At 45.4% G+C, this 24,106-nt stretch carries 21 protein-coding genes; 12 read left to right on the plus strand and 9 right to left on the minus strand.

Annotation, left to right across the window (positions count from 1 at the left end):
• Nucleotides 1-444 precede the first annotated feature (444 nt).
• On the minus strand, nucleotides 445-1,374 hold the full coding sequence (gene speB, locus OH460_RS13015; RefSeq protein WP_269997664.1) for an agmatinase: 930 nt from the start codon (nucleotides 1,372-1,374) through the stop codon (nucleotides 445-447).
• Complete coding sequence (gene speA / locus OH460_RS13020; protein ID WP_269997666.1) at nucleotides 1,374-3,281, minus strand: arginine decarboxylase; 1,908 nt, start codon at nucleotides 3,279-3,281, stop codon at nucleotides 1,374-1,376. The genes speB and speA overlap by 1 nt, the downstream gene beginning before the upstream one ends.
• A gap of 424 nt (nucleotides 3,282-3,705) precedes the next feature.
• On the opposite strand from speA, the gene OH460_RS13025 reads away from it, so the two are divergent.
• The 5 genes from OH460_RS13025 to OH460_RS13045 all read left to right on the plus strand — a co-directional run bounded on the left by OH460_RS13025 (nucleotide 3,706) and on the right by OH460_RS13045 (nucleotide 10,042).
• Complete coding sequence (locus OH460_RS13025) at nucleotides 3,706-4,410, plus strand: class I SAM-dependent methyltransferase (RefSeq protein WP_269997668.1); 705 nt, start codon at nucleotides 3,706-3,708, stop codon at nucleotides 4,408-4,410.
• A 189-nt stretch (nucleotides 4,411-4,599) separates the two neighbouring features.
• Nucleotides 4,600-6,036: a coniferyl aldehyde dehydrogenase gene (locus OH460_RS13030; protein ID WP_269997670.1), complete on the plus strand. Its 1,437-nt coding sequence runs from the start codon at nucleotides 4,600-4,602 to the stop codon at nucleotides 6,034-6,036.
• Nucleotides 6,033-6,620 carry a TetR/AcrR family transcriptional regulator gene (locus tag OH460_RS13035; protein ID WP_269997672.1) on the plus strand — a complete coding sequence of 196 codons (588 nt, stop codon included), beginning with the start codon at nucleotides 6,033-6,035 and terminating at the stop codon, nucleotides 6,618-6,620. The genes OH460_RS13030 and OH460_RS13035 overlap by 4 nt, the downstream gene beginning before the upstream one ends.
• Nucleotides 6,621-7,113: 493 nt before the next feature.
• A complete protein-coding gene (locus tag OH460_RS13040) occupies nucleotides 7,114-8,688 on the plus strand; it encodes an ABC-F family ATP-binding cassette domain-containing protein (protein ID WP_269997674.1) in 1,575 nt (524 codons plus the stop codon).
• Between the two features lie 115 nt (nucleotides 8,689-8,803).
• The gene (locus tag OH460_RS13045; RefSeq protein ID WP_269997676.1) at nucleotides 8,804-10,042 is read left to right on the plus strand and encodes a leucine-rich repeat-containing protein kinase family protein; all 1,239 of its coding nucleotides are present in this window, start codon (nucleotides 8,804-8,806) and stop codon (nucleotides 10,040-10,042) included.
• A 131-nt stretch (nucleotides 10,043-10,173) separates the two neighbouring features.
• On the opposite strand, the gene OH460_RS13050 is transcribed toward OH460_RS13045, so the two are convergent.
• The 6 genes from OH460_RS13050 to thrS all read right to left on the minus strand — a co-directional run bounded on the left by OH460_RS13050 (nucleotide 10,174) and on the right by thrS (nucleotide 14,374).
• On the minus strand, nucleotides 10,174-10,623 hold the full coding sequence (locus tag OH460_RS13050; RefSeq protein ID WP_269997679.1) for a hypothetical protein: 450 nt from the start codon (nucleotides 10,621-10,623) through the stop codon (nucleotides 10,174-10,176).
• A gap of 49 nt (nucleotides 10,624-10,672) precedes the next feature.
• Nucleotides 10,673-10,987, minus strand: coding sequence for a N(4)-acetylcytidine aminohydrolase (gene yqfB, locus OH460_RS13055; RefSeq protein WP_008224694.1), 315 nt, complete (start codon nucleotides 10,985-10,987; stop codon nucleotides 10,673-10,675).
• Between the two features lie 209 nt (nucleotides 10,988-11,196).
• Complete coding sequence (rplT, locus tag OH460_RS13060; protein WP_004733517.1) at nucleotides 11,197-11,550, minus strand: 50S ribosomal protein L20; 354 nt, start codon at nucleotides 11,548-11,550, stop codon at nucleotides 11,197-11,199.
• A 42-nt stretch (nucleotides 11,551-11,592) separates the two neighbouring features.
• Nucleotides 11,593-11,787 carry a 50S ribosomal protein L35 gene (gene rpmI / locus OH460_RS13065; protein WP_004738430.1) on the minus strand — a complete coding sequence of 65 codons (195 nt, stop codon included), beginning with the start codon at nucleotides 11,785-11,787 and terminating at the stop codon, nucleotides 11,593-11,595.
• A gap of 104 nt (nucleotides 11,788-11,891) precedes the next feature.
• Nucleotides 11,892-12,449: a translation initiation factor IF-3 gene (gene infC, locus OH460_RS13070; protein ID WP_425330486.1), complete on the minus strand. Its 558-nt coding sequence runs from the start codon at nucleotides 12,447-12,449 to the stop codon at nucleotides 11,892-11,894.
• Nucleotides 12,446-14,374, minus strand: a complete 1,929-nt coding sequence (gene thrS, locus OH460_RS13075) for a threonine--tRNA ligase (protein ID WP_032549211.1) — start codon at nucleotides 14,372-14,374, stop codon at nucleotides 12,446-12,448. Before thrS ends, infC begins: the two co-directional genes overlap by 4 nt.
• 369 nt (nucleotides 14,375-14,743) lie before the next feature.
• Here thrS and OH460_RS13080 point away from each other — a divergent pair, with 369 nt between their 5' ends.
• Nucleotides 14,744-15,727, plus strand: a complete 984-nt coding sequence (locus tag OH460_RS13080; RefSeq protein WP_269997686.1) for a DUF3187 family protein — start codon at nucleotides 14,744-14,746, stop codon at nucleotides 15,725-15,727.
• Between the two features lie 109 nt (nucleotides 15,728-15,836).
• On the opposite strand, the gene OH460_RS13085 is transcribed toward OH460_RS13080, so the two are convergent.
• Nucleotides 15,837-16,580 carry a sporulation protein gene (locus tag OH460_RS13085; protein ID WP_269997688.1) on the minus strand — a complete coding sequence of 248 codons (744 nt, stop codon included), beginning with the start codon at nucleotides 16,578-16,580 and terminating at the stop codon, nucleotides 15,837-15,839.
• Nucleotides 16,581-16,761: 181 nt separating this feature from the next.
• Between OH460_RS13085 and hutC the strand changes: the two genes are divergently transcribed.
• The 6 genes from hutC to OH460_RS13115 all read left to right on the plus strand — a co-directional run bounded on the left by hutC (nucleotide 16,762) and on the right by OH460_RS13115 (nucleotide 24,081).
• Nucleotides 16,762-17,475, plus strand: coding sequence for a histidine utilization repressor (hutC, locus tag OH460_RS13090; protein WP_269997689.1), 714 nt, complete (start codon nucleotides 16,762-16,764; stop codon nucleotides 17,473-17,475).
• 113 nt (nucleotides 17,476-17,588) lie between these two features.
• Nucleotides 17,589-18,833 carry an imidazolonepropionase gene (gene hutI / locus OH460_RS13095; RefSeq protein WP_269997691.1) on the plus strand — a complete coding sequence of 415 codons (1,245 nt, stop codon included), beginning with the start codon at nucleotides 17,589-17,591 and terminating at the stop codon, nucleotides 18,831-18,833.
• Complete coding sequence (gene hutG, locus OH460_RS13100) at nucleotides 18,820-19,845, plus strand: formimidoylglutamase (protein ID WP_269997693.1); 1,026 nt, start codon at nucleotides 18,820-18,822, stop codon at nucleotides 19,843-19,845. Before hutI ends, hutG begins: the two co-directional genes overlap by 14 nt.
• 60 nt (nucleotides 19,846-19,905) lie before the next feature.
• The gene (hutU, locus tag OH460_RS13105; RefSeq protein ID WP_105024766.1) at nucleotides 19,906-21,600 is read left to right on the plus strand and encodes a urocanate hydratase; all 1,695 of its coding nucleotides are present in this window, start codon (nucleotides 19,906-19,908) and stop codon (nucleotides 21,598-21,600) included.
• 14 nt (nucleotides 21,601-21,614) lie between these two features.
• Entirely contained in the window at nucleotides 21,615-23,147 is a 1,533-nt protein-coding gene (gene hutH / locus OH460_RS13110; RefSeq protein ID WP_171762578.1) for a histidine ammonia-lyase, read from the plus strand.
• A gap of 208 nt (nucleotides 23,148-23,355) precedes the next feature.
• The gene (locus OH460_RS13115; protein ID WP_269997698.1) at nucleotides 23,356-24,081 is read left to right on the plus strand and encodes a DUF3581 domain-containing protein; all 726 of its coding nucleotides are present in this window, start codon (nucleotides 23,356-23,358) and stop codon (nucleotides 24,079-24,081) included.
• The last annotated feature ends 25 nt before the right edge of the window (nucleotides 24,082-24,106 follow it).

Genomic DNA, 24,106 nt, shown 5'->3' on the forward strand with positions numbered 1-24,106 from the left:
TTGACCGCTTATTGCAAATTTGTCTATTTTCCAATGGTTTCCAGAACACTAGTTAAAAGTTAGTAGGGTGCTGATTTATATGCAAATAAACTCACAAAAATATACACCTCTCAATTTCATAAATTTATACCGCAATAAAGTTAACAAATCATTAGCGAAAATAAGGCATTAATTGAAGTGAGCTATGCATCAACAACTAAACAGCAACAATTCCCACCTTTGAGACAGTAAGCAGGCTATTGATTTATAGAAACCACAAAAAACCAATAAAATAAGTTGCATAAGAGATATTTGGCAGCAGATTAACCAACTTTTCCCATAAGCGTTATGGGGCTTTGTGATGACTCAGTCAGTTGGATGGTTAGAAAACAAAAAAGCCCACTAAGTTGAACCTTAGTGGGCTTTAGAACCAGTATATAGCGTTATTCTGTTACCGATGAAATATTATGATTTAGCAAGGCGATTCGCCGTCCAAACATAAAGCAACTCAAGCGCAATCGTAGCACCCGCTAACGCTGTGATGTCACTTTGGTCATACGCTGGAGACACTTCTACAACGTCCATACCAACCATGTTGATACCCTGCAAACCACGGATGATTTTCAGAACTTTATCTGAGTTCAAACCACCACATACTGGCGTGCCAGTACCCGGTGCAAAAGCAGGATCAAGACAGTCGATATCAAACGTTAGGTACACTGGCTTATCACCCACAATACCTTTCACTTGAGCGATGATCTCGTCCACGCTCATGTCGTTCGCTTGCATCGCATTTATTACGTTAAAGCCGTGACCTTCCTGCTTGTACTCTGTACGAATACCAATTTGCACTGAATGTTCCGGCGAGATAAGACCTTCGTTCGGTGCATGGTAGAACATGGTGCCGTGGTCGTAACGGCTGCCTTGGTTGTAGGTGTCAGTATGTGCGTCGAAGTGAATCAACGCCATCTCACCGTACTTCTTACCGTATGCTCTAAGCAAAGGCAGTGTAATGAAGTGATCACCACCTAAACCTAACAGAGTTTTACCACTATTTAGAATCGCATCAGCAGCCGCTTCTAAACGTTGAGTTAAGTCTTCTGCATCACCGCAATCAAACACAAGGTCGCCAGCATCAATCACTGAGGTGTGTTCAAATACATTGAAGTCCCACGGGAATTTCTTACCTTCCCACGCCAAGTTTACCGATGCACGACGAATCGCATCAGGGCCCATACGAGCACCTGGTCGACCAGATGTCGCCATATCTAACGGCGCGCCCAACACAACCACATCAGCATCGTTATCGATTGGGTTTTGCACCAATGGACGACGCATAAACGTCATCGCATTGGAGTACAGCGAGTAATCTGGTTTCGTAAATAGATCGTTCATTAAAAATCCTCAAGATAGGTGTAACCCATCAAGCCTTGCTCTAACTCTTCAAGTACGCTTTGCTGCTCTTGCGCTGGTACTTTCGCCGTTACCAATTCTTTGTAGTTCTGACGAATTAGGTCCATATCAATGTGAACGTAACGCATCATGTCTTCTACTGTGTCGCCTTCGTTGATGTAGTCAATGTTCGCTTCTCCGCTCTCATCAACATTCACCACAACACTGTGCGTATCACCAAATAGGTTATGCATATCACCCAAGATCTCTTGGTACGCCCCTACTAGGAAGAAGCCCATCAGGTATGGTTCATCTGGGTTCCACGCTGGTACTGGCAATGTTGTTTCAATGCCTTGACCATCAACATACTGGTCAATCGTACCGTCAGAGTCACAAGTGATGTCCAACACCACAGCACGACGCTCATCCGCATTGTCTAAACCGCTCAGTGGCAATACAGGGAACACCTGATCAATACCCCAAGCGTCTGGCAATGACTGGAATAGTGAGAAGTTCACGAAGAACTTGTCTGCCAAACGCTCACTCAACTCATCCAAAATTGGACGGTGGTAACGGTTCTTAGTACTCATACGAGTGCTAAGCTCGTAGTTGATACGCAAAGACATCTGCTCAGCCCAAGCACGGTGCTGAAGGTTCAGCATACCGGTCGCAAATTGGTTGTGCGCTTCTGCAATATCACTCTGCGTATCGTTGTAGATCTCAATCAACGCACGGTCGTCGTTACCAGCATCGAGTTCTAAGAAGTTCTTCCACATGTTGTTAAGCAACAGCGGTGCGTCTGCCTCTGGCGCTGCCATGTCTTCCGGCGAGTAGCTTTCAGTACCAATCACGTTGGTGATCAACACAGCATGGTGCGCTGTCAGTGAGCGACCAGACTCCGAAATGATCACAGGTTGTGGCTGATTGTAGAGCTTACAAATGTCCCCTACCGTCATCACGATGTTACGAGCGTACTCAAGTAGGCCGTAGTTCATTGAGTTTGAAGATTGGCTGCGAGTGCCGTCGTAATCAACTGCTAAACCACCACCAACATCTAAGAACTTCAGTTGAGCGCCAATATCACGCAGTTCACAGTAGAAGCGAGCTGCTTCACTCACACCATTGCGTACATCACGAATGTTCGCCATTTGCGAACCAAGGTGGAAGTGCACTAACTCTAGAACATCCAGCTGGTCTTCTGCTTTCAAGCGCTCGATAACGGTAAGCACTTGTGATGCAGACAAGCCAAACTTCGACTTCTCACCACCACTTGCTTGCCATTTACCCGCGCCTTGAGAAGCAAGACGGATACGTAAACCCAAACGAGGTTTCACACCCAGAGCTTTCGCTTCAGAAAGAACAAGATCAAGCTCAGACAGTTTCTCTAGAACGATAAATACTTTGTGCCCTAGCTTTTCGCCAATCAGAGCAAGACGGATGTATTCTCTGTCTTTGTAACCGTTACACACGATCACAGAACTCGCTTTTTGAGCCAGCGCCAATACCGCTAATAGTTCAGGTTTGCTGCCCGCCTCTAGACCTAGTTGCTTTTGCTCTAATTGAGCTTGGCTCGCTAAGATCTCATCAACCACTTCTTTTTGCTGGTTAACTTTAATCGGATAAACCAGTAGGTAGCGGTTGTCGTACTGATATTCTTCAATCGCTTGGTTAAATGCGTTACAGATATTGTGCACACGCTGATGCACTATTTGAGGAAAACGCACAAGAGCAGGTAAACCAATATTACTTTGCTCTAACTGTTTTACGATCTTACTTAGAGGAACTTGATGATCGGTTTCGCTTGGTGAAACATACACTTCACCGTTGTCATCAATTCCATAAAAACCTTGGCTCCAGTGCTTTACATTATACTCAGCACGGATGCGTTCCAAATTAACCGAATTTTCCAATTCTAGAGACCTCACACTATAGGGCCATCGACAGAAGATACCTCTTTGGAATAGCGAGGTATAACCCAACAAAAAACGCTCAAAAACGATTTGTTGGCTGCATTAACCGATATTATGAAGAGCGAGTCCAACCATTGATATTTGTGGTTACGATTACGTTTTTTTATCGACAGATCGACTTAAAGTGACAGGTAAGGAATTACAAGGTTTTAGGGCAAAAAGCAGGCTGAAGCGCATTAAATATAAAGCACTTTCTCATAAAAAATTAGGTGAATAAAATAGCATTCACACCTAAAATTCTTGGCTATTTTGGTGATGTTAAGTCAGGTTTGTGACAAATATCGGCACTTCAATATCACAACTCTCGCTATCACTAAGATAGTCAGTATCCTGTTCTTCCATACCTATTGATGAGTGTTAAATCATGTCCGAAATGTACACCACCTACGCAAAGCAATACGACTCTGCTGCTCGCGATAATATTTATAATGCCCTATTAGAACGCCCATCAACCATAGCCTTACTAGACGATGTTAAAGGGCTCGATATTGTCGACCTTGGTTGCGGCTCAGGTATATACGCACAGTGGTTTTTCGACCAAGGTGCCAACAAAGTCACGTGTACCGACCTGTCTCAAGATATGGTTGACCTAGTGAACGGAAAACAAATCCCCAATGTGACCGCATACGCGCAAGATGCTGCTCTTGGTTTACCCAAAGAAGCCGATAACAGCGCTGATGTCATTGTGTGTCCATTGGTGCTGCATTACATTGAAGATCTAAAGCCTGTCTTTGATGACGTGTATCGCGTTTTGAAACCAGGTGGCTACATCGTGTTTTCCACTCACCACCCTTTTGCGGATTTTGAGTGCACCCTTTCAGGTAACTACTTTGAGCGCGAATTCATTCAAGAAGAGTGGAACACAGTTGGAACACCCGTTCAGGTAAGCTTCTACCGCCGTTCATTAACCGAGCTTTGCCAAGCTGTCAGCCAATCTGGCTTGCTGATTTCACAAATCACTGAAGGCACAATCGACGAGAAAGCCAAAGCCATCTCTGAAGAAACGTACGAGCGCTTATCAAAAAACGTTAACTTCATCTTTATGCGTTGCGAGAAAGTCTCAGCCTAACCTGTAAGCACATCGCGTGTGCCTTTGATTGCCCCAAAGGCACCTTTTATCTCCCTAACCAGCTCAACTCAGCACCTGCTCAACTGAACAAAAAACAAACTTTTCTTGTCCATATCTTGTATTCGATCCTAACTTCTTGTAATTTTAACTGACCAACCAATCGGTCAGCCTTCGAATTTAGGGGATACTATGAGCCATAATCTAGACCTTGAACCAAACACGTCGAGCACCAACGACATGGATCAAATATTCAACCGACAACAAGATCACTACCGTAACAACGTTAATCCAACACTCGAGCAGAGAAGAAATGATCTCTCAGTCTTGAAAAAACTATTAATGCGCTACCAAGAGCAGTTAATTGAAGCGGTATCAGAAGATTATGGCCATCGAGCAAAGCACGACAGCTTAATTGCTGACATCACCCCCTCCCTACATCAGATCAATTACAGTGATAAAAATCTTAAGAAGTGGTTGAAGCCTTCACGTCGTAAAGCCGGGTTGATGCTAACACCAGCTAAGATTACTGTGCATTATCAGCCAGTAGGTGTAGTCGGCATCATCGTGCCTTGGAACTTCCCAGTGATGCTCTCTTTGGGCCCTCTCATCACAGCATTGGCAGCAGGTAACACTGCAATGCTCAAGATGTCTGAGTTTACTCCTGCAACAAACCGTGCTTTGAAAGCGATGTTGGCCGAAGGTTTCAGTGAAGAACAAGTGGCGATCATCGAAGGTGAAGCCGATGTTTCTGCTAAGTTTAGCCAGCTGCCCTTTGACCATATCCTGTTTACAGGCTCAACCTCTGTTGGTAAGCACGTAATGAAAGCTGCAGCCGCGAACTTAACGCCAGTGACACTTGAACTTGGCGGGAAATCTCCAACCATCATCGCACCAGATTTCGATGTCGCAGACGCGGTTGAACGTATCCTGTTTGCCAAGAGCCTAAACGCAGGTCAAATCTGTGTCGCACCAGATTACATCTTGCTGCCACGAGAGAAAGTCGATGCATTTATCACCGCTTACAAGCGTTACTTCAAGAAGCTCTATAAAGCAGGAATTGAGAGCAAAGACTTAACCTCAGTGGTTAACATGCGCCAGTACAATCGATTAAAAGGCGTAGTTGAAGATGCGAAGTCAAAAGGTGCAGTGATACATACCGTTACCGAGCAAGCACAAGACGACGTGAACCACAAAATGACACCGCATCTTCTCACCGAAGTGAATGATGACATGGTGGCAATGCAAGAAGAGTTGTTTGGCCCTGTTCTCCCAATCGTGCCTTATGATTCGATTGACGAGGCAATAAGCTACATCACCACCAGAGAACGTCCACTTGCGCTGTACCTAATGAGTCACGACAAGAAAACCCAAGACCGATTCCTATCGGACACTCATTCAGGCGGCGTTTGTATCAATGACTCTTTGGTGCATGTGGCAGCGGAAGACGCGCCATTTGGTGGTATTGGCCCTTCAGGCATGGGACACTACCACGGTATTGAAGGCTTCAAGACCTTTAGCCATGCAAAAACCGTGTTGACTCGAGGCAAGATCAACTTCACTAAGTTGATGCACCCTCCATACAACAACCCAATCAAGAAAATGATGTTCAAAGTACTGAATCGATGATTACTAAAAGGCAAAAAATCCTAGATGCTGCGCTCCTACTCTTTTCCCAACAAGGGTTAGAGGGCACATCTACTGGGCAAATAGCGAAGACCGCCGGTGTAGCGAAAGCGACGCTGTTTCATCACTTTGAGAACAAATCTCTACTGATTGATGAACTGTTTCGTGAATTGAAAGTAGAGCTATTTTCTACTCTGGCTCAGCACACCGAAATCGCTGAACAAAATCGCTATCAAGCCTTTAAATTCATGTGGATGACCGGAATTGAGTGGGCGTTAGAAAACCCAGTCGCCATGAAATTCTTCACCAATGTGCATTTTGACCCAACGACTCAAACTCGTGAAGTCATTGTTTCGCAGATGTTTGCGTCACTCGATGACATCATTTTGAAAGGACAGCAAGCCGAAGAATTGATGGTGCTAGACATTAATCTCGTTAGACACTTCATCCATAGCCACTTTTTGATCTGTGCGAACTGGCTTGTTGATCAGCAAGAGCCGCAGGCAGAGCAGTCAGAAAAGTATATCAACGACAGTTTTGATATGTGCTGGCGTGCTATTGGTGGTCAAGCGCAGCCGTCCAGTTAGCTAGACTATCAGAGGGCTATAAGCTAAATACCCTGCCATTAAGTAGCGTCAAGTTTCATCAAATCAATAAAAGCGTCTCATCGGCGCTTTTATTATTTGGGTACATTTTAATCACTTCACCCTGTTGACTTTCTAAGCCCGTATTCAGTACCATTCCACCATCATTTCAAAAGAGAATAACGCCATAATGAAGTACTAACATCCTGACATCCGATTTATTTTTTAAAAATCATTTGGACACTCGGGGTTAGTGGGCGTTACTTCGTCATCTATTTTCGCGACAAATTAAGCTCTTAAAGATCCGCCTGTTTACGGCCTATATCTTCCAGAGCACACCTAAAAGACAGAAACTATCTCAATACCGCTTTCTCTCTTTCATTGGTCATCTACCTAAGTAACGCCTATGGCGATCTGTTGTTAGCATCCAGTTGGATCTTGCTCAGAAAAGCGCCTCGCCCCTTTTACTCGTTTATACGTAAAGGGAGGTATTTTTATGCCTACTATTTTAGCCAACAATCTCTCAATCCAACTCGATACTGGTGAATGGCTATTTCAAGACGTCACCTTCAATTTGAACTCAAGACTGACTGGCTTGGTTGGAAGAAACGGAGCCGGAAAATCGTTGCTACTTTCATTACTCACTGGGCAAGTGCAGCCGACATCTGGGAGTGTATCTAGACAAGGCTCGATTGGTTTCTACTCACAATTGCCTTCAGAACTTTTGGATAGCACGATCAGCATTGCTGACTTCTTAGGTATCACGAATAAACTCAATGCCTTGCGAGCTATCGAACAAGGCAGCTGCGAGCATCAACATTTTGACATCGTTGGTGACGATTGGGATTTGCAAGACAACATTCAGAGGCTATTGGCCAATCTGAAAATAACCAGCGAGTTGACCACGCCATGCAACACATTAAGCGGTGGACAGCTTGCCCTTTTACAGCTTCATAAACTGTTTACTTCAGAACACACCATACTGATTCTCGATGAGCCGTCGAATCATTTAGACAGTGACGGGCGCAGCTGGTTAATAGAACAGTGCCAACAATTTGAAGGCAAAATACTGATGGTTAGCCATGACCGAAGCCTGTTGAGGCACATGGCAGGGATCTACCACCTCAACAGTTTGGGGTTACGTTTCTATACAGGAAACTACGATGACTACTTCAAGCAAATGTCGAATCAGGCCGATGCACTAGATAAACAGATTGCTCATCATCAATCAGAAAAGAGACGACTTGAACGCCAAGCTCAAGCCAACAAAGAAAAAGCGCAACAACGAGAGGCGCAAGGAAACCGACTGCGAAAATCAGGCAGTCAGCCCAAGATCTTACTGGATGCAATGAAAGACAAAGCCGGACGAACACAAGCAGCATCAGCCACTAGCCAAAATAACTTAAAGGAGCAAAATCAAGATAAGCTTCAATCTCTTAAAGAACAAAAAGAGCAACTGAAACCGCAGGCCTTGTATCTACAACAGAGTAATAGCAAGAAAAAGAACGCGCTATTAACTGTTGAAGATTGCCGACTTGAATATGGATCTGGTACTGCTATCAATTTTTCTCTGTCACAAGGTGAACGCTGTTATCTAAGCGGTGCCAACGGCTGTGGTAAGTCGACACTGTTGAAAGCGATTCACAACGAGCACTCGCACTACACTGGTACCATCAAACGCTTAGGATCTACGGTATACCTTGATCAACACTTTGGTTTATTGGATACCCATAACACCATGTTCGATAGCCTCATGACACATAGTGACGGGCTCACAGAGAGTGATGCTCGGACATTGTTAGCAGGCATCGGCTTTAGGCGTGATACCGTGTACCGTAAAATCGCTCACCTAAGTGGTGGAGAGAAAATGAAGCTAGCGATGTTGATTGTCAGTCATAAGCAAGACTCCCCATTACTGCTGCTTGATGAGCCAGACAATCATTTAGATATCGACTCAAAGCAGATATTGGCGTCAGCTTTACGTGAATACCAAGGAGCTTTTATCTTAGTCAGTCATGACTTGGATTTTGTTGAGGAGGTCGGCGTTAGCCAAAATCGTATTCAGCTTTAACCTTGATATCAAGGACCACTGAGCTTAGATAGGCGAGTATTGTTGCGGATACTCGCCTTTCTCGGTTGAGACAAGTAAACTACGCGCCTCGAACATCTATTCATAAGGCTAAGGTTTGCATACTCTAGAACAATTAAAATCAGGGCAACTTAAAGGTATTAAGCGCTTAAAATTATCAGAAGGTCTCACTGAGTTTCCATTAGAAATCTTGGACCTCGCCGATTCACTAGAGATTCTCGATCTTTCGGGGAATCAGCTATCCGACTTACCTGAAGAGATATCCCAGCTTACTCACCTGCGTATTATCTTTGCGTCGAATAACCTGTTCACGCACCTTCCTGATGTTCTTGGGTCACTTCCTAAGCTTGAAATGATCGGTTTCAAGACCAACCAAATCAAAACCGTAAGTGAAGTATCTCTACCACCCCAATTACGCTGGTTGATCCTGACCGACAACGCCATCGAAGTTCTACCGAACTCACTAGGTGAAAGACCAAGACTGCAAAAACTGGCACTGGCAGGTAACCAGCTTCGCGCTTTACCTGAGAGTATGGAAAAGCTATCCAACCTCGAACTGGTTCGCTTGTCTGCAAACCAACTGACTGAATTCCCAGAGTTCCTTATCAAGCTACCAAAACTGGCTTGGCTAGCGTTTGCGGGTAACCCGTTTTGCAAACACCCTAGCAGCTTAGATAGCGTGCCTGCGGTTAGCTCTCAAAGCTATTCACTGAATCAAGTACTTGGCCAAGGCGCATCTGGCGTGATTTCTCATGCAAGCTGGCTAAACAGCGACTTCGATTTCCCACAGGAAGTTGCGGTTAAAGTGTTTAAAGGCGAAGTCACCAGTGACGGATACCCACATGATGAACTGGAAGCGTGCCTTCAAGCTGGCCACCATAGCAACTTGGTAAAATCTATTGCTCAAGTTGAAGAACAGGACTACCTAGCTTTGGTGATGGAACTCATTCCAAGCAGCTACTACAACCTAGGACTACCACCAACACTCGAGACTTGCACGCGTGATACTTTCCCTGAAGGTTTCCAACTTCCGATCTCGCAAATCGACAACATTGTGACTCAGATGATCGCTGTATTTAATCACCTGCATGACAACAAGGTTTGTCACGGTGATTTGTATGCGCACAACACCCTAGTCAATGAACAAGGCCAAATGATCTTTGGTGATTTTGGAGCGGCGACCATCTACGGTTACCTGACTGAAGAGCAGCAACAAGGCATTCGACGTATCGAAGCTCGCGGTCTCAAGTACTTTATTGATGACCTACTAACGGTTTGTGTCAAGCAAGATGTTGAAAGTGAACTGCACTCACGCCTAACAAACTTTGAAGCATAAACGCAGCAGATAAACCAAGTTGATAGAATGCTAACGCTCGGTTAGCTTCCCAAGAAACAACAAAGCCAACAGTGATGTTGGCTTTTTGCTTTTTAGAAGGTCACCCGTTTAATCAAGCTTGACTAAAAGAGTTAACGCTCAACTTGCACCAGCTTCAGGTACGAATGCAGCTCGCCGTTCTTATATTCCACCGCTGAGTGAATATTAAGGTCTGCTCGAGCTACAACCGCGAATTCATATCGGTTGTCGCCTTTAATAATCTCAACGTGCAATAAGCCGTCTTTTAACTGCCACTGCCCTACAGTTTTAAAGCGGTCAAACAAACGGTACTCCATTAGAGTGCCATCGGCTTTAAAATGCACTTCAGTAATGTAGCCAGCCGGGCAGCTTTTCACCCAAACACGATTTTCAATATCACGGACAACAAAATCGCGCTTGGTTTCTCGCCAAGCTAAAAACGTTTCGCTGTCGTAAATATCGGTGTCGAGATCAGCTCGAGGAATTAACGGCTGTTCCGTTTGCTCGCGACAATAAAGCTGAAGCAAAATTTGCTGCGTCGTGTCACTCGATAACTCAGTCATTAATCCTTCCTATCCATCCAGAACTGCACTAAAGGTGCGTTGTTAGCGATTAAACCAGCTCGTAAGAGACAACGTAAAGCTGAGAAATACCTGGGTAGATATCTTGAATCACATCTTTCAGCACTTGCAGCGTCATGTTCTCTTGTTGTGCATGGAACTCACCCAGCTCATCGAACAGAATTGGTTCTACGCTGATGATTTTTAGATTACAGAATACGCGCCCCTCTTCTAACGTTGATACTTCAACAACGCTGCCCGGTTGGTAATCACGCTCTGATTCATCGCGAATGGTGATGGTCTTTTTGCCAGAAAGGATGTCAGCTTCAAAACGTTCGAAGAACGTCATAGTGGTTGGTGCGGTCATTTATCTCGGTCGCTTAACATTAAAGGTTAGGTAGGTGTTTATATACCAGAATGCCTGTTCAAGCGAATAAAAATTAGATGCGGAAGTTTATCTCGACATTCCCAAGACTGACGGAGGAAGGAGTTGGGAATCTCTAGAGGATAAATTACAGGCAATAAAAAAGGAGAACCGAAGTTCTCCTTTTCTTAAACCTTAAAGCTAACTCTAAATTATAGAGATGCTTTCGCTTTTTCAACTAGAACAGCGAATGCTGCTTTGTCGAATACTGCGATGTCAGCAAGAATCTTACGATCGATCTCGATAGATGCTTTCTTAAGACCGTTGATGAAACGGCTGTAAGATAGACCATTTTGACGAGATGCCGCGTTGATACGTGCAATCCAAAGTTGACGGAATTGACGTTTCTTGTTACGACGGTCACGGTAAGCGTATTGACCAGCTTTGGTAACTGCTTGGAAAGCTACGCGGTAAACACGTGAACGTGCTCCGTAGTAACCTTTAGCTTGTTTTAGAACTTTCTTATGACGTGCACGAGCTTGTACACCACGTTTTACGCGAGGCATTATGCTTCTCCTAAACTAAACGAATTTATAAACTAAAAAGAATTAAGCGTATGGCATCATACGTAGAACTTGAGCAACTTCACACTTAGGAAGGATCGAGTTCGGACGTAGCTGACGCTTGTTCTTAGTAGTACGCTTAGTCAGGATGTGACGTTTACCAGCGTGCTTAAACTTAATACCACCAGCAGTTTTCTGGAAACGCTTAGCAGCACCTTTGTTGGTTTTCATCTTAGGCATGATGAATAACTCCGCATTGTTGAGTTGTTAATAACATAGTAATTAGGGCGAATAAAACCCCGCAACCTGAGGCTGCAGGGTTCAATTACTTGCAAAGCCGTTAATTACTTCTTTTTAGGGGCCAATACCATGATCATCTGGCGACCTTCAATTCTCGTTGGGAAAGACTCGACTACTGCAAATTCTTCAGTATCCGCTTTCAAACGATTAAGAACGTCAACACCGATGTCTTGGTGAGCCATTTCGCGGCCACGGAAGCGAATTGTTACCTTCACTTTGTTGCCGTCTTCAAGGAAACCAGTCAGGTTGCGTAGTTTTACCTGATAGTCTCCAATATCAGTTCCAGGACGGAATTTAACTTCCTTAATCTGAACCTGCTTTTGCTTTTTCTTCTGCTCTTTCGCAGCTTTGCTCTTCTCGAAGAGGAACTTACCGTAGTCCATCACACGACAAACTGGCGGCTCGGCGTTAGGGCTGATCTCTACTAGATCCATACCAGCTTCATTTGCAGCTTCCATCGCTTCTGCGATTGATACTACACCAACAGCTTCGCCGTCTGCGCCAGTTAGACGCACTTCACGAACGCCACGAATGTCACCGTTTAAACGGTGCTGGTTTTGTTTGGCCGGTTGTTGGCCACGTCTTCCGCCTTTAATAGCTATTCCTCCAGATTGAGCTTACGGCTTGAAACCTCAGCTTGGATGTATGAAATAAAGTCATCCACTTTAAACTTGCCAAGGTCTTTACCTTTACGTGTACGTACTGCAATTTCGCCGGCTTCCATTTCTTGGTCACCACACACAAGCATGAACGGTACACGTTTCAAAGTATGTTCGCGAATTTTAAAGCCAATCTTCTCATTTCTCAAGTCTGCTTTGACTCTAAATCCACTTTTTTGCAGTTTTTTCGTAATTTCTTGTACATATTCAGACTGTTTGTCTGTAATGCCCATTACAACTGCTTGTTCTGGCGCCAACCACGTTGGGAAGAAGCCAGCGTATTCTTCAATAAGAATACCGATGAAACGCTCTAGTGAACCTAAAATCGCGCGGTGGATCATAACTGGCGTGTGACGCTCGTTATCTTCACCTACGTAAGTTGCACCTAAACGCTCTGGTAATGCAAAATCGAGCTGCACTGTACCACATTGCCATGCACGGTCCAAACAATCATGCAAAGTAAATTCAATCTTAGGTCCGTAGAACGCACCCTCGCCTTCTTGAATCTCGTATGCAATCTCCATTGACTCTAGTGCAAGCTTAAGGTCAGCCTCAGCACGGTCCCACATTTCGTCAGAACCTACACGTTGCTCTGGACGAGTAGACAGCTTAACAACGATGTTTTCGAAACCGAAAGTTGTGTAAGTGTCGTAAACCATTTCAATACAAGCTTTTACTTCTTGTTGAACTTGGTCTTCAGTACAGAATACGTGAGCATCATCTTGAGTAAAGCCACGAACACGCATGATGCCGTGAAGTGCGCCAGACGGCTCGTTACGGTGACATGAGCCGAACTCAGCCATACGTAGCGGTAGATCACGGTAAGATTTAAGACCTTGGTTGAAGATCTGTACGTGACCCGGGCAGTTCATTGGCTTGATAGCGTATTCACGGTTCTCTGAAGACGTTGTGAACATCGCTTCTGCGTATTTGTCCCAGTGACCAGAACGTTCCCAAAGTACACGGTCCATCATTAGTGGGCCTTTTACTTCTTGGTAATCGTACTCAGTCAGTTTTTGACGTACGAACACTTCTAGTTCACGGAAAATAGTCCAACCGTTGTGGTGCCAGAACACCATGCCTGGTGCTTCTTGCTGCATGTGGAATAGATCCAATGCTTTACCAATCTTACGGTGGTCACGCTTAGCCGCTTCTTCTAGACGAACTAGGTGAGCTTTAAGCGCTTTTTTATCATGGAATGCAGTACCGTAGATACGTTGAAGCATCTTGTTGTCACTGTTACCACGCCAGTAAGCACCCGCTACGTTTAGTAGTGTGAAGTGCTGACAGAAACCCATATGTGGTACGTGTGGACCACGACACATATCGATGTATTCTTCATGGTGGTATAGGCCTGGACGGTCGTCTTTAGAAACGTTCTCGTCTAGGATTTCCATCTTGTATGTTTCGCCGCGAGCTTCGAAAGCATCACGCGCTTCCTGCCAGCTAACTTTCTTCTTAACAACCTGGTACTTGGTCTTCGCTAGCTCTTTCATGCGCTTTTCGATCTTTTCTAGATCTTCTTGCGTTAGAGAGTGCTCAAGGTCGATATCGTAGTAGAAACCGTTATCGATGGTAGGACCGATCGCCATTTTCGCTTCTGGGAAAAGCTGCTTAACCGCGTGGCCTAATAGGTGAGCACAAGAGTGACGAACGATCTCAAGGCCATCAACTTCATCTTTAGCAGTGATGATTTCTAGGCTTGCATCGTTTTCGATAAGATCACAAGCATCAACACGCTCGCCGTCTACACGACCAGCAATGGTTGCTTTCGCAAGACCAGGACCGATTGATAGGGCAACATCTAGAGTTGATACAGGGTTGTCAAATTGACGCTGACTACCGTCAGGAAGAGTAATAATTGGCATTATTTGTCCTTTACAGTGGTGTTGCACACCAAGCAACACATGAAAATGTTTAATATATGTCTTTCAATCAACTAGTACGCTGATTGGGGATATATGCATAATAAATATACCCACGGAGAAGCAAATACAGATGCCTCGCTCGTGGGTATCAGAGCATTGTAACGAAATAATATGAAATAACAATGACGGAAGGGATCTCCCTACACTTCTGTCGCCCTTTGCTACCCAGCTTATGCAGACTCGAATCGCTTCTATTATGCTTCCACAATTTGAAGCGCCTTTCACAATGAGCCAAATCAATTTAGCTATTTCGGTTTATTCATTTCGAACTAAGCTATATAGGTGTGCCGAAATAAGGATGAGGTATGTATGGGAAAACGAGGGACTTTTCTATCGCTCACATCACCCCTGCCCTTCATACTGCTCACAGTGGCTTACGCACCGAGCGCTTGGGCCAATAAGGATTACGGGCCCTTAATCAGTTATACCCAAGCGCCACTGCAATCCGTTCGACTCACTCCAATGCTTCGCTCTGGTTTCCCACTCGAAGAGGACAAGCTTGAACTGTTTACCTCTTTAACAGCAGCCAGTATCTGGGCTAACTCCCACGACTATCATTTGGATTATTATCAAAACCAACTTCAAACAGGGCTACGATGGCAATTAACACCTGAATGGCAAGTAGAACTGAATTACCGTTGGCTTTTCGCCGCCAACAATCACCTCGACAAAGTCACCATCAACTTCCATGAACTGTTTAGCATCGACCAAGCCGGACGAGATCGAAAAGCCAGGCATCAATTCGACATCTATGCTCCAGAGCACGATATCAGCATCCGAGACTTTTCTGGCGACACACTGACCAGCGCTTTCACGCTCTACACCCAATATCAAATAATAAACAAAGAGAACCATGGACTATCTGTTGGTGTCTCGCTTTACCACAACAACGTCAGTCACGGAGCGTTTAAAGGAAGCAGCACAGAACAAAGCGCTCAACTCAACTATGCATACCAACTCGATATCAATACCTTCTATTCGAGCTTGGGGTTTGCGAACCAGTCTAATCGAGAGTCAGAGAACAACTTTACACATAAAAAGGTTACATGGTCTTGGTTGGGAGGCTATCAGCTGACACTCATTGAAAACCACGAATTGCATATAGAGTATCGATGGTATGAAGGCGCTGACTATGGTGACACTGAACTTTCGCAAGCAGCCAATGAAATGATGTTTGGTTATCGATATGTGATGCAACGCTCGGCAGTCGAGGTATCCATCATCGAAAACGTCTTCAACATGGACAACTCCACCGATGTCGCCTTTCAACTGGCTTACCGGCATCAGTGGTGAATCTAATTCAATTGAAGCTGATGGAATCAAAAAAGCCGAACAGTTAAGTTCGGCTTTGAAATCGTATTGTCTCTATTAATAGACAGAGCGACGACTAACAGAGAGACAATTACGCACTCATTATTCTTGAAACTGCATTGCGGATGTCTGAGTCGGCCGCGTTTGCTGGTAGGCTGAATGAGATGTATTGGTCACCACGGAAGCTCAGTGAACGGTCAATTTCGGCTAAGCAGTGAACCATAGAACCATCTACGATGAATGACAGCTCGATTTCTTTGTTATTCATGAAGCCGCCGCTACGAAATTCTATCTCTTGGTAGCACCCCGAACGTGAAGCGAAGGAGTTCCCTTTCAAGTAGCCCTTCTCTACGTCTGCTTTGACCAATGCCATGCCTGAAGCTTCAACACCTTGAATAATTTTCGCGACTGTTGGTAATGGGTGAACAGAGATGAAATCACGGTCTTTAGGGTCAATCGCGAAGCCGATATCTAGATTTGTTTCTACCCACACGTGGCACTGATTCATTTTTGCGTTCAACGCAGTCACTGGCGTTTCATCATTAAGCTTAAGACGGAATGGCACCAACTTAGTTTCACCGGGTTGAATCACAAACGGCTCTACAGCTTGAATACGACCAAGTGAAAAGGTTTCGTAGCTGGTGCTATCTTCTGTTTCTACTTTCACTTCTGTGTTGAGAACCAAGTTAATCATGTCGATTTGTTGCTCAACATCGCCACCAATGATGTGAACGTTGCCAGACAACTCACCACCTTGGAAAACGTCAATATTATCTAAGACGGTATCGACCTTAGCTGCACCTATGCCTAGCGAGGCCTTTAATTTCTTAAACATATTCTTTCCCTTTCTAATCATCTGATTTACGAATAGTTGTTGCGTGACAATTTGCGACACTTGCCCCACAGAATCAAGACATTTGCGCTATCTATGTTGAACAAGCTCACATCCTCTGAGGAAATGTTGAAATCGTGAAAAAATCCGTTACTCTATTTGTATAGTCAAATAAGGTTTCATTATGTCGAAAGCGCCGCTCTACCTGCAAATAAAACAGTTCATAGACGATAAGATCAGCAATGGTCATTGGCCGGTTGGCTATCAAATCACCACGGAGCTTGAACTCACAGAGCAGTTCAACGTGAGTAGAATGACGGTGAATAAAGCCATTCGAGATCTTGTGTCTGAAGGCAAGCTAATTCGGAAACCAAGACTGGGCACTTTTGTGTGTGAGCCAGAGGAAAAAGCGCAATCTCCCCTACTTGATATCAACAACATCGCCCAAGAGATCAAAGACCGTGGCCAAACTTACACAAGCCAAGTGATCAAACACGATAGTATCAAGGCTGATGAAAGCACCGCTACACGGTTAGGTGTGATGATCAATGCGGAAGTCTTCTATAGTGAAATCATCCACTTCGCCGACAACACACCGATACAGCTAGAAGCTCGCTGGGTAAACTCACAAGCGGCTCCCCAATACTTAAAACAAGATTTTTCAACCTCAACACCGAATGAATACCTTTCCAAAAGTTGCCCGTTGAGTGCGATTGAACACACGGTCGAAGCCATCATTCCAGAATCCAACATCCGCCAAGCACTAAAGCTAACGGAATCAGAACCTTGCTTGCTTCTTAATAGAAGAACATGGAGCAAGGAACGCCTTATCAGCTTTGCATTACTCTACCACCCTGGCTCTAAGTACAAATTAAGCTCTAAGATCGTTTTAGATTAAAGAATATCATCCTGATCGCCGATCACATTTTTGCAACATCAACTTGATTCGGGTCAGTATTTAGCCTATTTATTTGTATATACATTTATTGTTTAGCAAAGATCTAGGTGATTATGAATTTGATCCTCAAAAATGCACGAGTGGTCTCGATGAGCTCGGGAGCAGACGGTTATCAACCTTCTTTCCCGCAAGATATCGTTATCGAGAACGGTAAGATCGTATCCCTGTCACACTCAAGCGATGAGTCACTTCATTGTGAAACGGCGAGTGCTAGCCGCTCTGTTAATCACATCATCTACGACTGCAAAAACAAGCTCATCACACCTGGGCTGATTGATTGCCACACTCATCTGGTGTTTGCAGGTAATCGTGCCAATGAATTTGAACAACGGTTAAATGGTGTCTCCTACACCGACATCGCAAAACAAGGCGGTGGTATTTTAGCGACGGTAACGGCGACACGAGCCGCACAAGAAGCCGAACTGGTTGAGAAGGCGCTGCCTAGATTAGACGGCCTGCTAAGAAGTGGGGTCACCAGCGTTGAAGTAAAGTCTGGCTATGGTTTAACGCTTGATGATGAACTCAAGATGTTACGTGCTGCTAAAGCCTTAGAAAACCACCGTCGTATTAAAATCACCACCACACTCCTTGCAGCACATGCTGTACCACCAGAATATAAAGAACAGCCCGATCGTTACGTTGATCTGGTATGCCAAGAGATCATCCCTAAAGCCGCAGAGCAAGGGCTAGCCGACGCAGTCGACGTATTCTGTGAATCGATCGGCTTCAACCTAGAACAAACTGAGCGTGTGTTTGCGGCCGCTAAAGAACATGGGCTAGCGATAAAAGGCCACACAGAACAGCTTTCTAACATGGGCGGCAGTGTGCTTGCCGCGAAATACGGTGCTCTCTCTGTGGATCATGTTGAGTACTTAGATAAAGCAGGAGTGAAAGCACTGGCAGAATCAAGCACAGTCGCCACCTTATTACCGGGCGCTTTCTACTTTTTGAAAGAGACACAGCAGCCACCTATTGCCCTACTTCGGGAGCACAACATTCCAATGGCAATCGCGACCGACTTAAACCCCGGCACTTCCCCCTTTGCTGATTTAACACTGATGATGAACATGAGCTGCACCCTATTTGGCACAACCCCAGAAGAAGCATTACGTGGGGTAACTTGCCATGCAGCCGCTGCCATTGGCGAATCGCAAAACAGAGGCAAAATTGAAGTAGGTTACTCTGCTGATTTAGCTATCTGGAATATCGAGCACCCAGCCGACTTAAGCTATCAAGTTGGTGTTCCGCACCTGCATAAACGCATTGTTAATGGCGAGGTGTGTCATGACTCAATCTAAATCCAACAGCATTAACACAGTATCCACTACTCACAACTTTGTATGGACGGGACGCAATGATCTTGAAGATGGTGAGCTCGGTACTCGCGTTCATCACATTACCAAGCAAGTGCAAAGTACTGATTTAAATGACGGACTTAATGACAACGCTGTTGCCTTGGTTGGCTTTGCCAGCGATGCCGGTGTTGCAAGAAATAAAGGACGTGTTGGCGCAAAACAAGCACCTAATTTGATTCGCCAAGCGTTAGCTAATATGGCTTGGCACTGTGATACACGCATTGCTGATCTTGGCGATATCGAATGTAACGATGATCAATTAGAAGTGAGCCAGAAGCAGTGCGCTACTGTGATTGCCAATGCGCTATCAACCAACAAAGTGATTACCCTTGGCGGCGGTCACGAAGTCGCTTGGGCTTCTTTCCAAGGCCTAGCTGAGCATCTTCACAGAACTCAATCAGATCACAAACCTAAGATAGGCATCGTTAACTTTGATGCTCACTTTGACCTTCGTGAATTTGAAAGCGACATCGCTGACGTCAAACCAAGCTCAGGCACACCCTTTAATCAGATTAGCGAATACTGCCACACACATCAGTGGCCATTTCATTACGCGTGTCTCGGTGTAAGTGCCGCCAGCAATACCAAAGCGCTTTTCAACAAAGCCGACCAACTTGGTGTGTGGTACGAACATGATCGCGATATCACCCAAGTAAACCAAGTTGCCCAACTGGTTAAGTTGCAGAAATTCATCGCTGAGTGTGATTACCTCTATCTCACTATTGATCTCGATGTCTTCCCAGCGGCAACTGCACCGGGTGTCAGCGCCCCTGCGGCAAGAGGCGTTAGCTATGAAGCGCTCACGCCTTTCCTAGAACAGATTTTTAAACACAGTGAGAAACTCATTATCGCGGACATTGCGGAATATAACCCAGACTACGACGTCGACGGCCAAACGGCTCGATTGGCGGCACGTTTGTGTTGGGATATTGCCCGTGCAATGGCCAGTGAATAAGCCAGCTATATAGATAAATACAACTACAACGATATAACGTGAAACAGAAGGAATTTCAAAATGACGGAACACCACAACAGTGACCCTCGTCTCGACACGACTCGCGAAATTCGCGCACCTCATGGCACCACTTTGCGCGCAAAATCTTGGTTAACAGAAGCACCCCTTCGTATGCTAATGAACAACCTAGATCCTGATGTAGCAGAACACCCACATGCACTGGTTGTGTATGGCGGTATTGGTCGTGCAGCACGTGATTGGAAATGTTACGACAAGATTGTTGAAGTATTAGAGCGTTTAGAAGACGACCAAACATTACTTGTTCAGTCTGGTAAACCTGTAGGCGTGTTCCCGACTCATAAAAACGCACCTCGCGTGTTAATCGCTAACTCGAACCTTGTTCCACACTGGGCAAACTGGGAACATTTTAACGAGCTCGATAAAGAAGGCTTGATGATGTACGGCCAAATGACCGCAGGTAGCTGGATCTACATCGGTTCACAAGGCATCGTTCAAGGTACTTACGAAACCTTTGTCGCTATCGCGAAGAAACACTTCCAAGGCGAAGCAAAAGGTAAATGGGTACTCACCGGTGGCCTTGGCGGCATGGGTGGCGCTCAACCTCTTGCAGCTACCATGGCTGGCTTCTCAATGATTGCAGTTGAATGCGATGAATCACGAATTGATTACCGCCTGCGTACTGGTTATGTAGACAAGAAAGCCACCAGCCTAGATGAAGCGATGGCTATTATTAAAGAGTCTGACACACCTATTTCTGTTGGCCTGCTAGGTAACGCTGCGGATGTTTTCCCTGAGTTAGTAGAGCGCAACATCACACCAGATGTCGTTACTGACCAAACCTCTGCCCATGACCCTCTGAACGGCTATTTGCCACAAGGTTGGACGATGGAGAAAGCCGCACAAGAGCGCACTATTGATGAAGCGAAGGTCGTTAAGGCAGCTAAGCAGTCTATGGCGATTCAAGTTCAAGCTATGCTAGACCTGCAATATCGCGGCGCTGCAACCGTGGATTACGGCAATAACATTCGCCAAATGGCTCTAGAAGAAGGCGTAGAAAACGCGTTTGATTTCCCGGGTTTCGTTCCTGCTTATATTCGTCCACTGTTCTGCGAAGGCATCGGTCCATTCCGTTGGGCAGCCCTTTCTGGCGACCCAGAAGACATCTACAAAACAGACCAAAAAGTAAAAGAACTGATTCCAGACAACCCTCACCTGCATAACTGGCTAGACATGGCGCGTGAACGCATTCAGTTCCAAGGCTTACCAGCTCGTATTTGTTGGGTCGGCTTGAAAGATCGTGAACGTTTAGGCCAAGCATTCAATGAAATGGTGAAAAATGGCGAGCTTAAAGCACCAGTAGTTATCGGTCGTGACCACCTAGATTCAGGTTCTGTTGCCAGTCCGAACCGTGAAACAGAAGGAATGATGGATGGTTCAGATGCCGTATCAGATTGGCCTCTATTGAATGCACTGCTAAACACCGCAGGCGGCGCAACTTGGGTTTCTTTACACCATGGTGGCGGCGTTGGTATGGGCTTCTCGCAACACTCAGGTATGGTGATTTGTTGTGACGGTTCTGAAGATGCATCGCAACGTATTGCTCGCGTACTTCACAATGATCCAGCGACAGGCGTTATGCGTCATGCGGATGCGGGTTACGACATTGCTAAGCAGTGTGCGAAAGAACAGAAACTTGATTTACCTATGCTAAACGAAGAACTTCGTCGCCTTTAATGTCTGGAGAAAACATGTTGAATTTATTACTGAAACCAGGACTTCTAGGTCTATCTGAACTGCGTAAAATCAGCCGCAGCCCAGTGAATTTGTCGCTTGACCCTGCTGCTATTCCAGATATTGAAGCGAGCATGCAGGTTGTCGAACAAGTGATTGCTGAAGACCGCACTGTTTATGGCATCAACACGGGCTTTGGCTTACTGGCGAACACCAAGATCGCCCCAGAAGATCTCGAAGTTCTGCAGAAAAGTATCGTGCTGTCTCACGCAGCAGGCATCGGCAAATTCATGTCTGACGAAACCGTGCGCTTGATGATGGTGCTCAAGATTAACAGCTTGTCTCGTGGCTACTCAGGAATTCGACTCAAGGTGATCAATGCCCTGATCGATCTAGTGAACGCGCAGGTTTACCCTTGTGTGCCACAAAAAGGCTCAGTAGGTGCATCTGGCGACCTCGCTCCCCTAGCCCACATGAGTACGGTTCTACTTGGTGAAGGCCAAGCTCGTCACAACGGTAAAATCATTACTGGTTTGGAAGCAATGAAGATCGCGGGGCTAGAGCCAATCACACTCGCTCCTAAAGAAGGTTTAGCGCTACTCAACGGTACGCAAGCATCCACCGCATTCGCCTTAGAAGGCCTATTCGCAGCAGAAGACTTGTTCGCGTCTGCGACAGTATGTGGCGCTATGTCAGTTGAAGCTGCGCTAGGTAGCCGCCGCCCATTTGATCCTCGTATTCACCGCGTTCGTGGTCACCGTGGACAAATGGACGCTGCGCTTGCTTACCGTCATCTGCTTGACCAGAAGAGTGAGATTGGTGAATCACACACTTGTTGTGAAAAGGTTCAAGACCCTTACTCACTGCGTTGCCAGCCTCAAGTGATGGGCGCGTGTCTACAGCAGATCCGCAACTCAGCAGAAACACTGATGGTTGAAGCGAATTCCGTATCGGACAACCCACTGGTCTTTGCGGACGATGGTGACATCATTTCGGGTGGTAACTTCCACGCAGAACCCGTTGCTATGGCAGCAGATAACCTAGCCTTAGCCATTGCTGAAATCGGTAGTTTGTCAGAACGTCGAATGGCACTGCTGATTGATAGCGCGCTAAGTAAACTTCCACCGTTCTTAGTCGACAATGGCGGCGTTAACTCTGGCTTTATGATTGCTCAGGTTACCTCAGCAGCATTAGCAAGCGAGAACAAAACACTGGCTCATCCAGCTTCTGTAGACAGTTTGCCAACGTCCGCTAACCAAGAAGATCATGTCTCTATGGCAACCTTTGCTGGTCGTCGTCTTCGTGACATGGCAGAGAACACTCGTGGAATCTTGGCAGTTGAGTATTTAGCGGCAGCGCAAGGCTTGGATTTTAGAGCGCCGAATCTATCTTCACCTCGAGTAGAAGAAGCGAAACAGATCCTGCGTGAAAAAGTCAGCTTCTACGACAAAGACCGCTACTTCGCACCGGACATCGAGCAAGCTAACTTATTGCTCAAATTGTCTGTGCACAACCACTTAATGCCTGAAGGTATTTTGTGTAGCTTTTAAGTCGTGAAATAGCACGTCATATAAACAAGGGCTATCGATTAGCCCTTGTTGCATTGAGCCAGTCACCATATCCCCTGTAAAACTGCCACATACCATCCAACGTATCTATCTAATTGACTGATATATAAACAAAGTTAACTGGATAGACCATTAGATCGAAGTTAGTTAGCTATAATCCACCCCAGATTTGATGACTAATAGCGATACTATGTTTCTGACACCTTACTTTTCTACTGAAGACAATCAATTTCAATTCACTCGTGAACAAGCAAGCCACTTTGCTAAAAAAGTAGCTGGCGATTTCAACCCAATTCACGATGAAGACAACAAGCGCTTCTGTGTTCCTGGCGATCTTTTATTTGCGGTTCTTCTGCAAAAAGAAGGCATCAGCCAAAAAATGCGTTTTGATTTTTCAGGTATGGTTGGTAACGGTATTGTGTTAAGCGTTGATAACAAGTGTGAAAAAGAGAGCTCACTTATCGATGCAAATGGTAAAGAGTACCTACACATGTCTTGTGAAGGTGAGAAGAGCCACGATCAAGCATTCATCGAGCACGTAGTAACGAACTACGTTAAGTTCTCTGGTATGAACTTCCCTCACATCATGGTTCCTCTTATGGAAGAGCAACAAATGATGATCAACTGCCAACGTCCTCTTGTTATTTACGAGAGCATGGAAGTTGAGTTTACTCGCCTAGACCTTTCTCACCCTGAAGTTGAATTCTCTGGTGCGACTTTTGACGTTGAAGGCAAGCGCGGCATCGTGACCCTGAACTTCGATTTCAAAGAAGATGGCGAAGTAGTCGGTAAAGGCGTGAAGCGCATGGTAGCAAGTGGCCTTAAGCCATACGACCAAGCTTCTGTAGACGACCTAGTAAACCGCTTCAACGAGCGCAAAGAGATGTTTCTAGCTCAGTTCGCGGCTGTCGCTTAAGTAAGCCAACACAGAATGAAAAAAG

The sequence above is a fragment of the Vibrio sp. Makdt genome (assembly GCF_027587015.1).
Taxonomy (GTDB): domain Bacteria; phylum Pseudomonadota; class Gammaproteobacteria; order Enterobacterales; family Vibrionaceae; genus Vibrio; species Vibrio chagasii_B.

Bases quoted from the DNA above. Each gene is read 5' to 3' on its own strand.
- speB (WP_269997664.1), bottom strand. From the start codon at position 1,374: ATGAACGATCTATTTACGAAACCAGATTACTCGCTGTACTCCAATGCG.
- OH460_RS13025 (WP_269997668.1), top strand. From the start codon at position 3,706: ATGTCCGAAATGTACACCACCTACGCAAAGCAATACGACTCTGCTGCT.
- OH460_RS13030 (WP_269997670.1), top strand. From the start codon at position 4,600: ATGAGCCATAATCTAGACCTTGAACCAAACACGTCGAGCACCAACGAC.
- OH460_RS13035 (WP_269997672.1), top strand. From the start codon at position 6,033: ATGATTACTAAAAGGCAAAAAATCCTAGATGCTGCGCTCCTACTCTTT.
- OH460_RS13040 (WP_269997674.1), top strand. From the start codon at position 7,114: ATGCCTACTATTTTAGCCAACAATCTCTCAATCCAACTCGATACTGGT.
- OH460_RS13050 (WP_269997679.1), bottom strand. From the start codon at position 10,623: ATGACTGAGTTATCGAGTGACACGACGCAGCAAATTTTGCTTCAGCTT.
- yqfB (WP_008224694.1), bottom strand. From the start codon at position 10,987: ATGACCGCACCAACCACTATGACGTTCTTCGAACGTTTTGAAGCTGAC.
- rplT (WP_004733517.1), bottom strand. From the start codon at position 11,550: ATGCCTCGCGTAAAACGTGGTGTACAAGCTCGTGCACGTCATAAGAAA.
- rpmI (WP_004738430.1), bottom strand. From the start codon at position 11,787: ATGCCTAAGATGAAAACCAACAAAGGTGCTGCTAAGCGTTTCCAGAAA.
- thrS (WP_032549211.1), bottom strand. From the start codon at position 14,374: ATGCCAATTATTACTCTTCCTGACGGTAGTCAGCGTCAATTTGACAAC.
- OH460_RS13080 (WP_269997686.1), top strand. From the start codon at position 14,744: ATGGGAAAACGAGGGACTTTTCTATCGCTCACATCACCCCTGCCCTTC.
- OH460_RS13085 (WP_269997688.1), bottom strand. From the start codon at position 16,580: ATGTTTAAGAAATTAAAGGCCTCGCTAGGCATAGGTGCAGCTAAGGTC.
- hutC (WP_269997689.1), top strand. From the start codon at position 16,762: ATGTCGAAAGCGCCGCTCTACCTGCAAATAAAACAGTTCATAGACGAT.
- hutI (WP_269997691.1), top strand. From the start codon at position 17,589: ATGAATTTGATCCTCAAAAATGCACGAGTGGTCTCGATGAGCTCGGGA.
- hutG (WP_269997693.1), top strand. From the start codon at position 18,820: ATGACTCAATCTAAATCCAACAGCATTAACACAGTATCCACTACTCAC.
- hutU (WP_105024766.1), top strand. From the start codon at position 19,906: ATGACGGAACACCACAACAGTGACCCTCGTCTCGACACGACTCGCGAA.
- hutH (WP_171762578.1), top strand. From the start codon at position 21,615: ATGTTGAATTTATTACTGAAACCAGGACTTCTAGGTCTATCTGAACTG.
- OH460_RS13115 (WP_269997698.1), top strand. From the start codon at position 23,356: ATGTTTCTGACACCTTACTTTTCTACTGAAGACAATCAATTTCAATTC.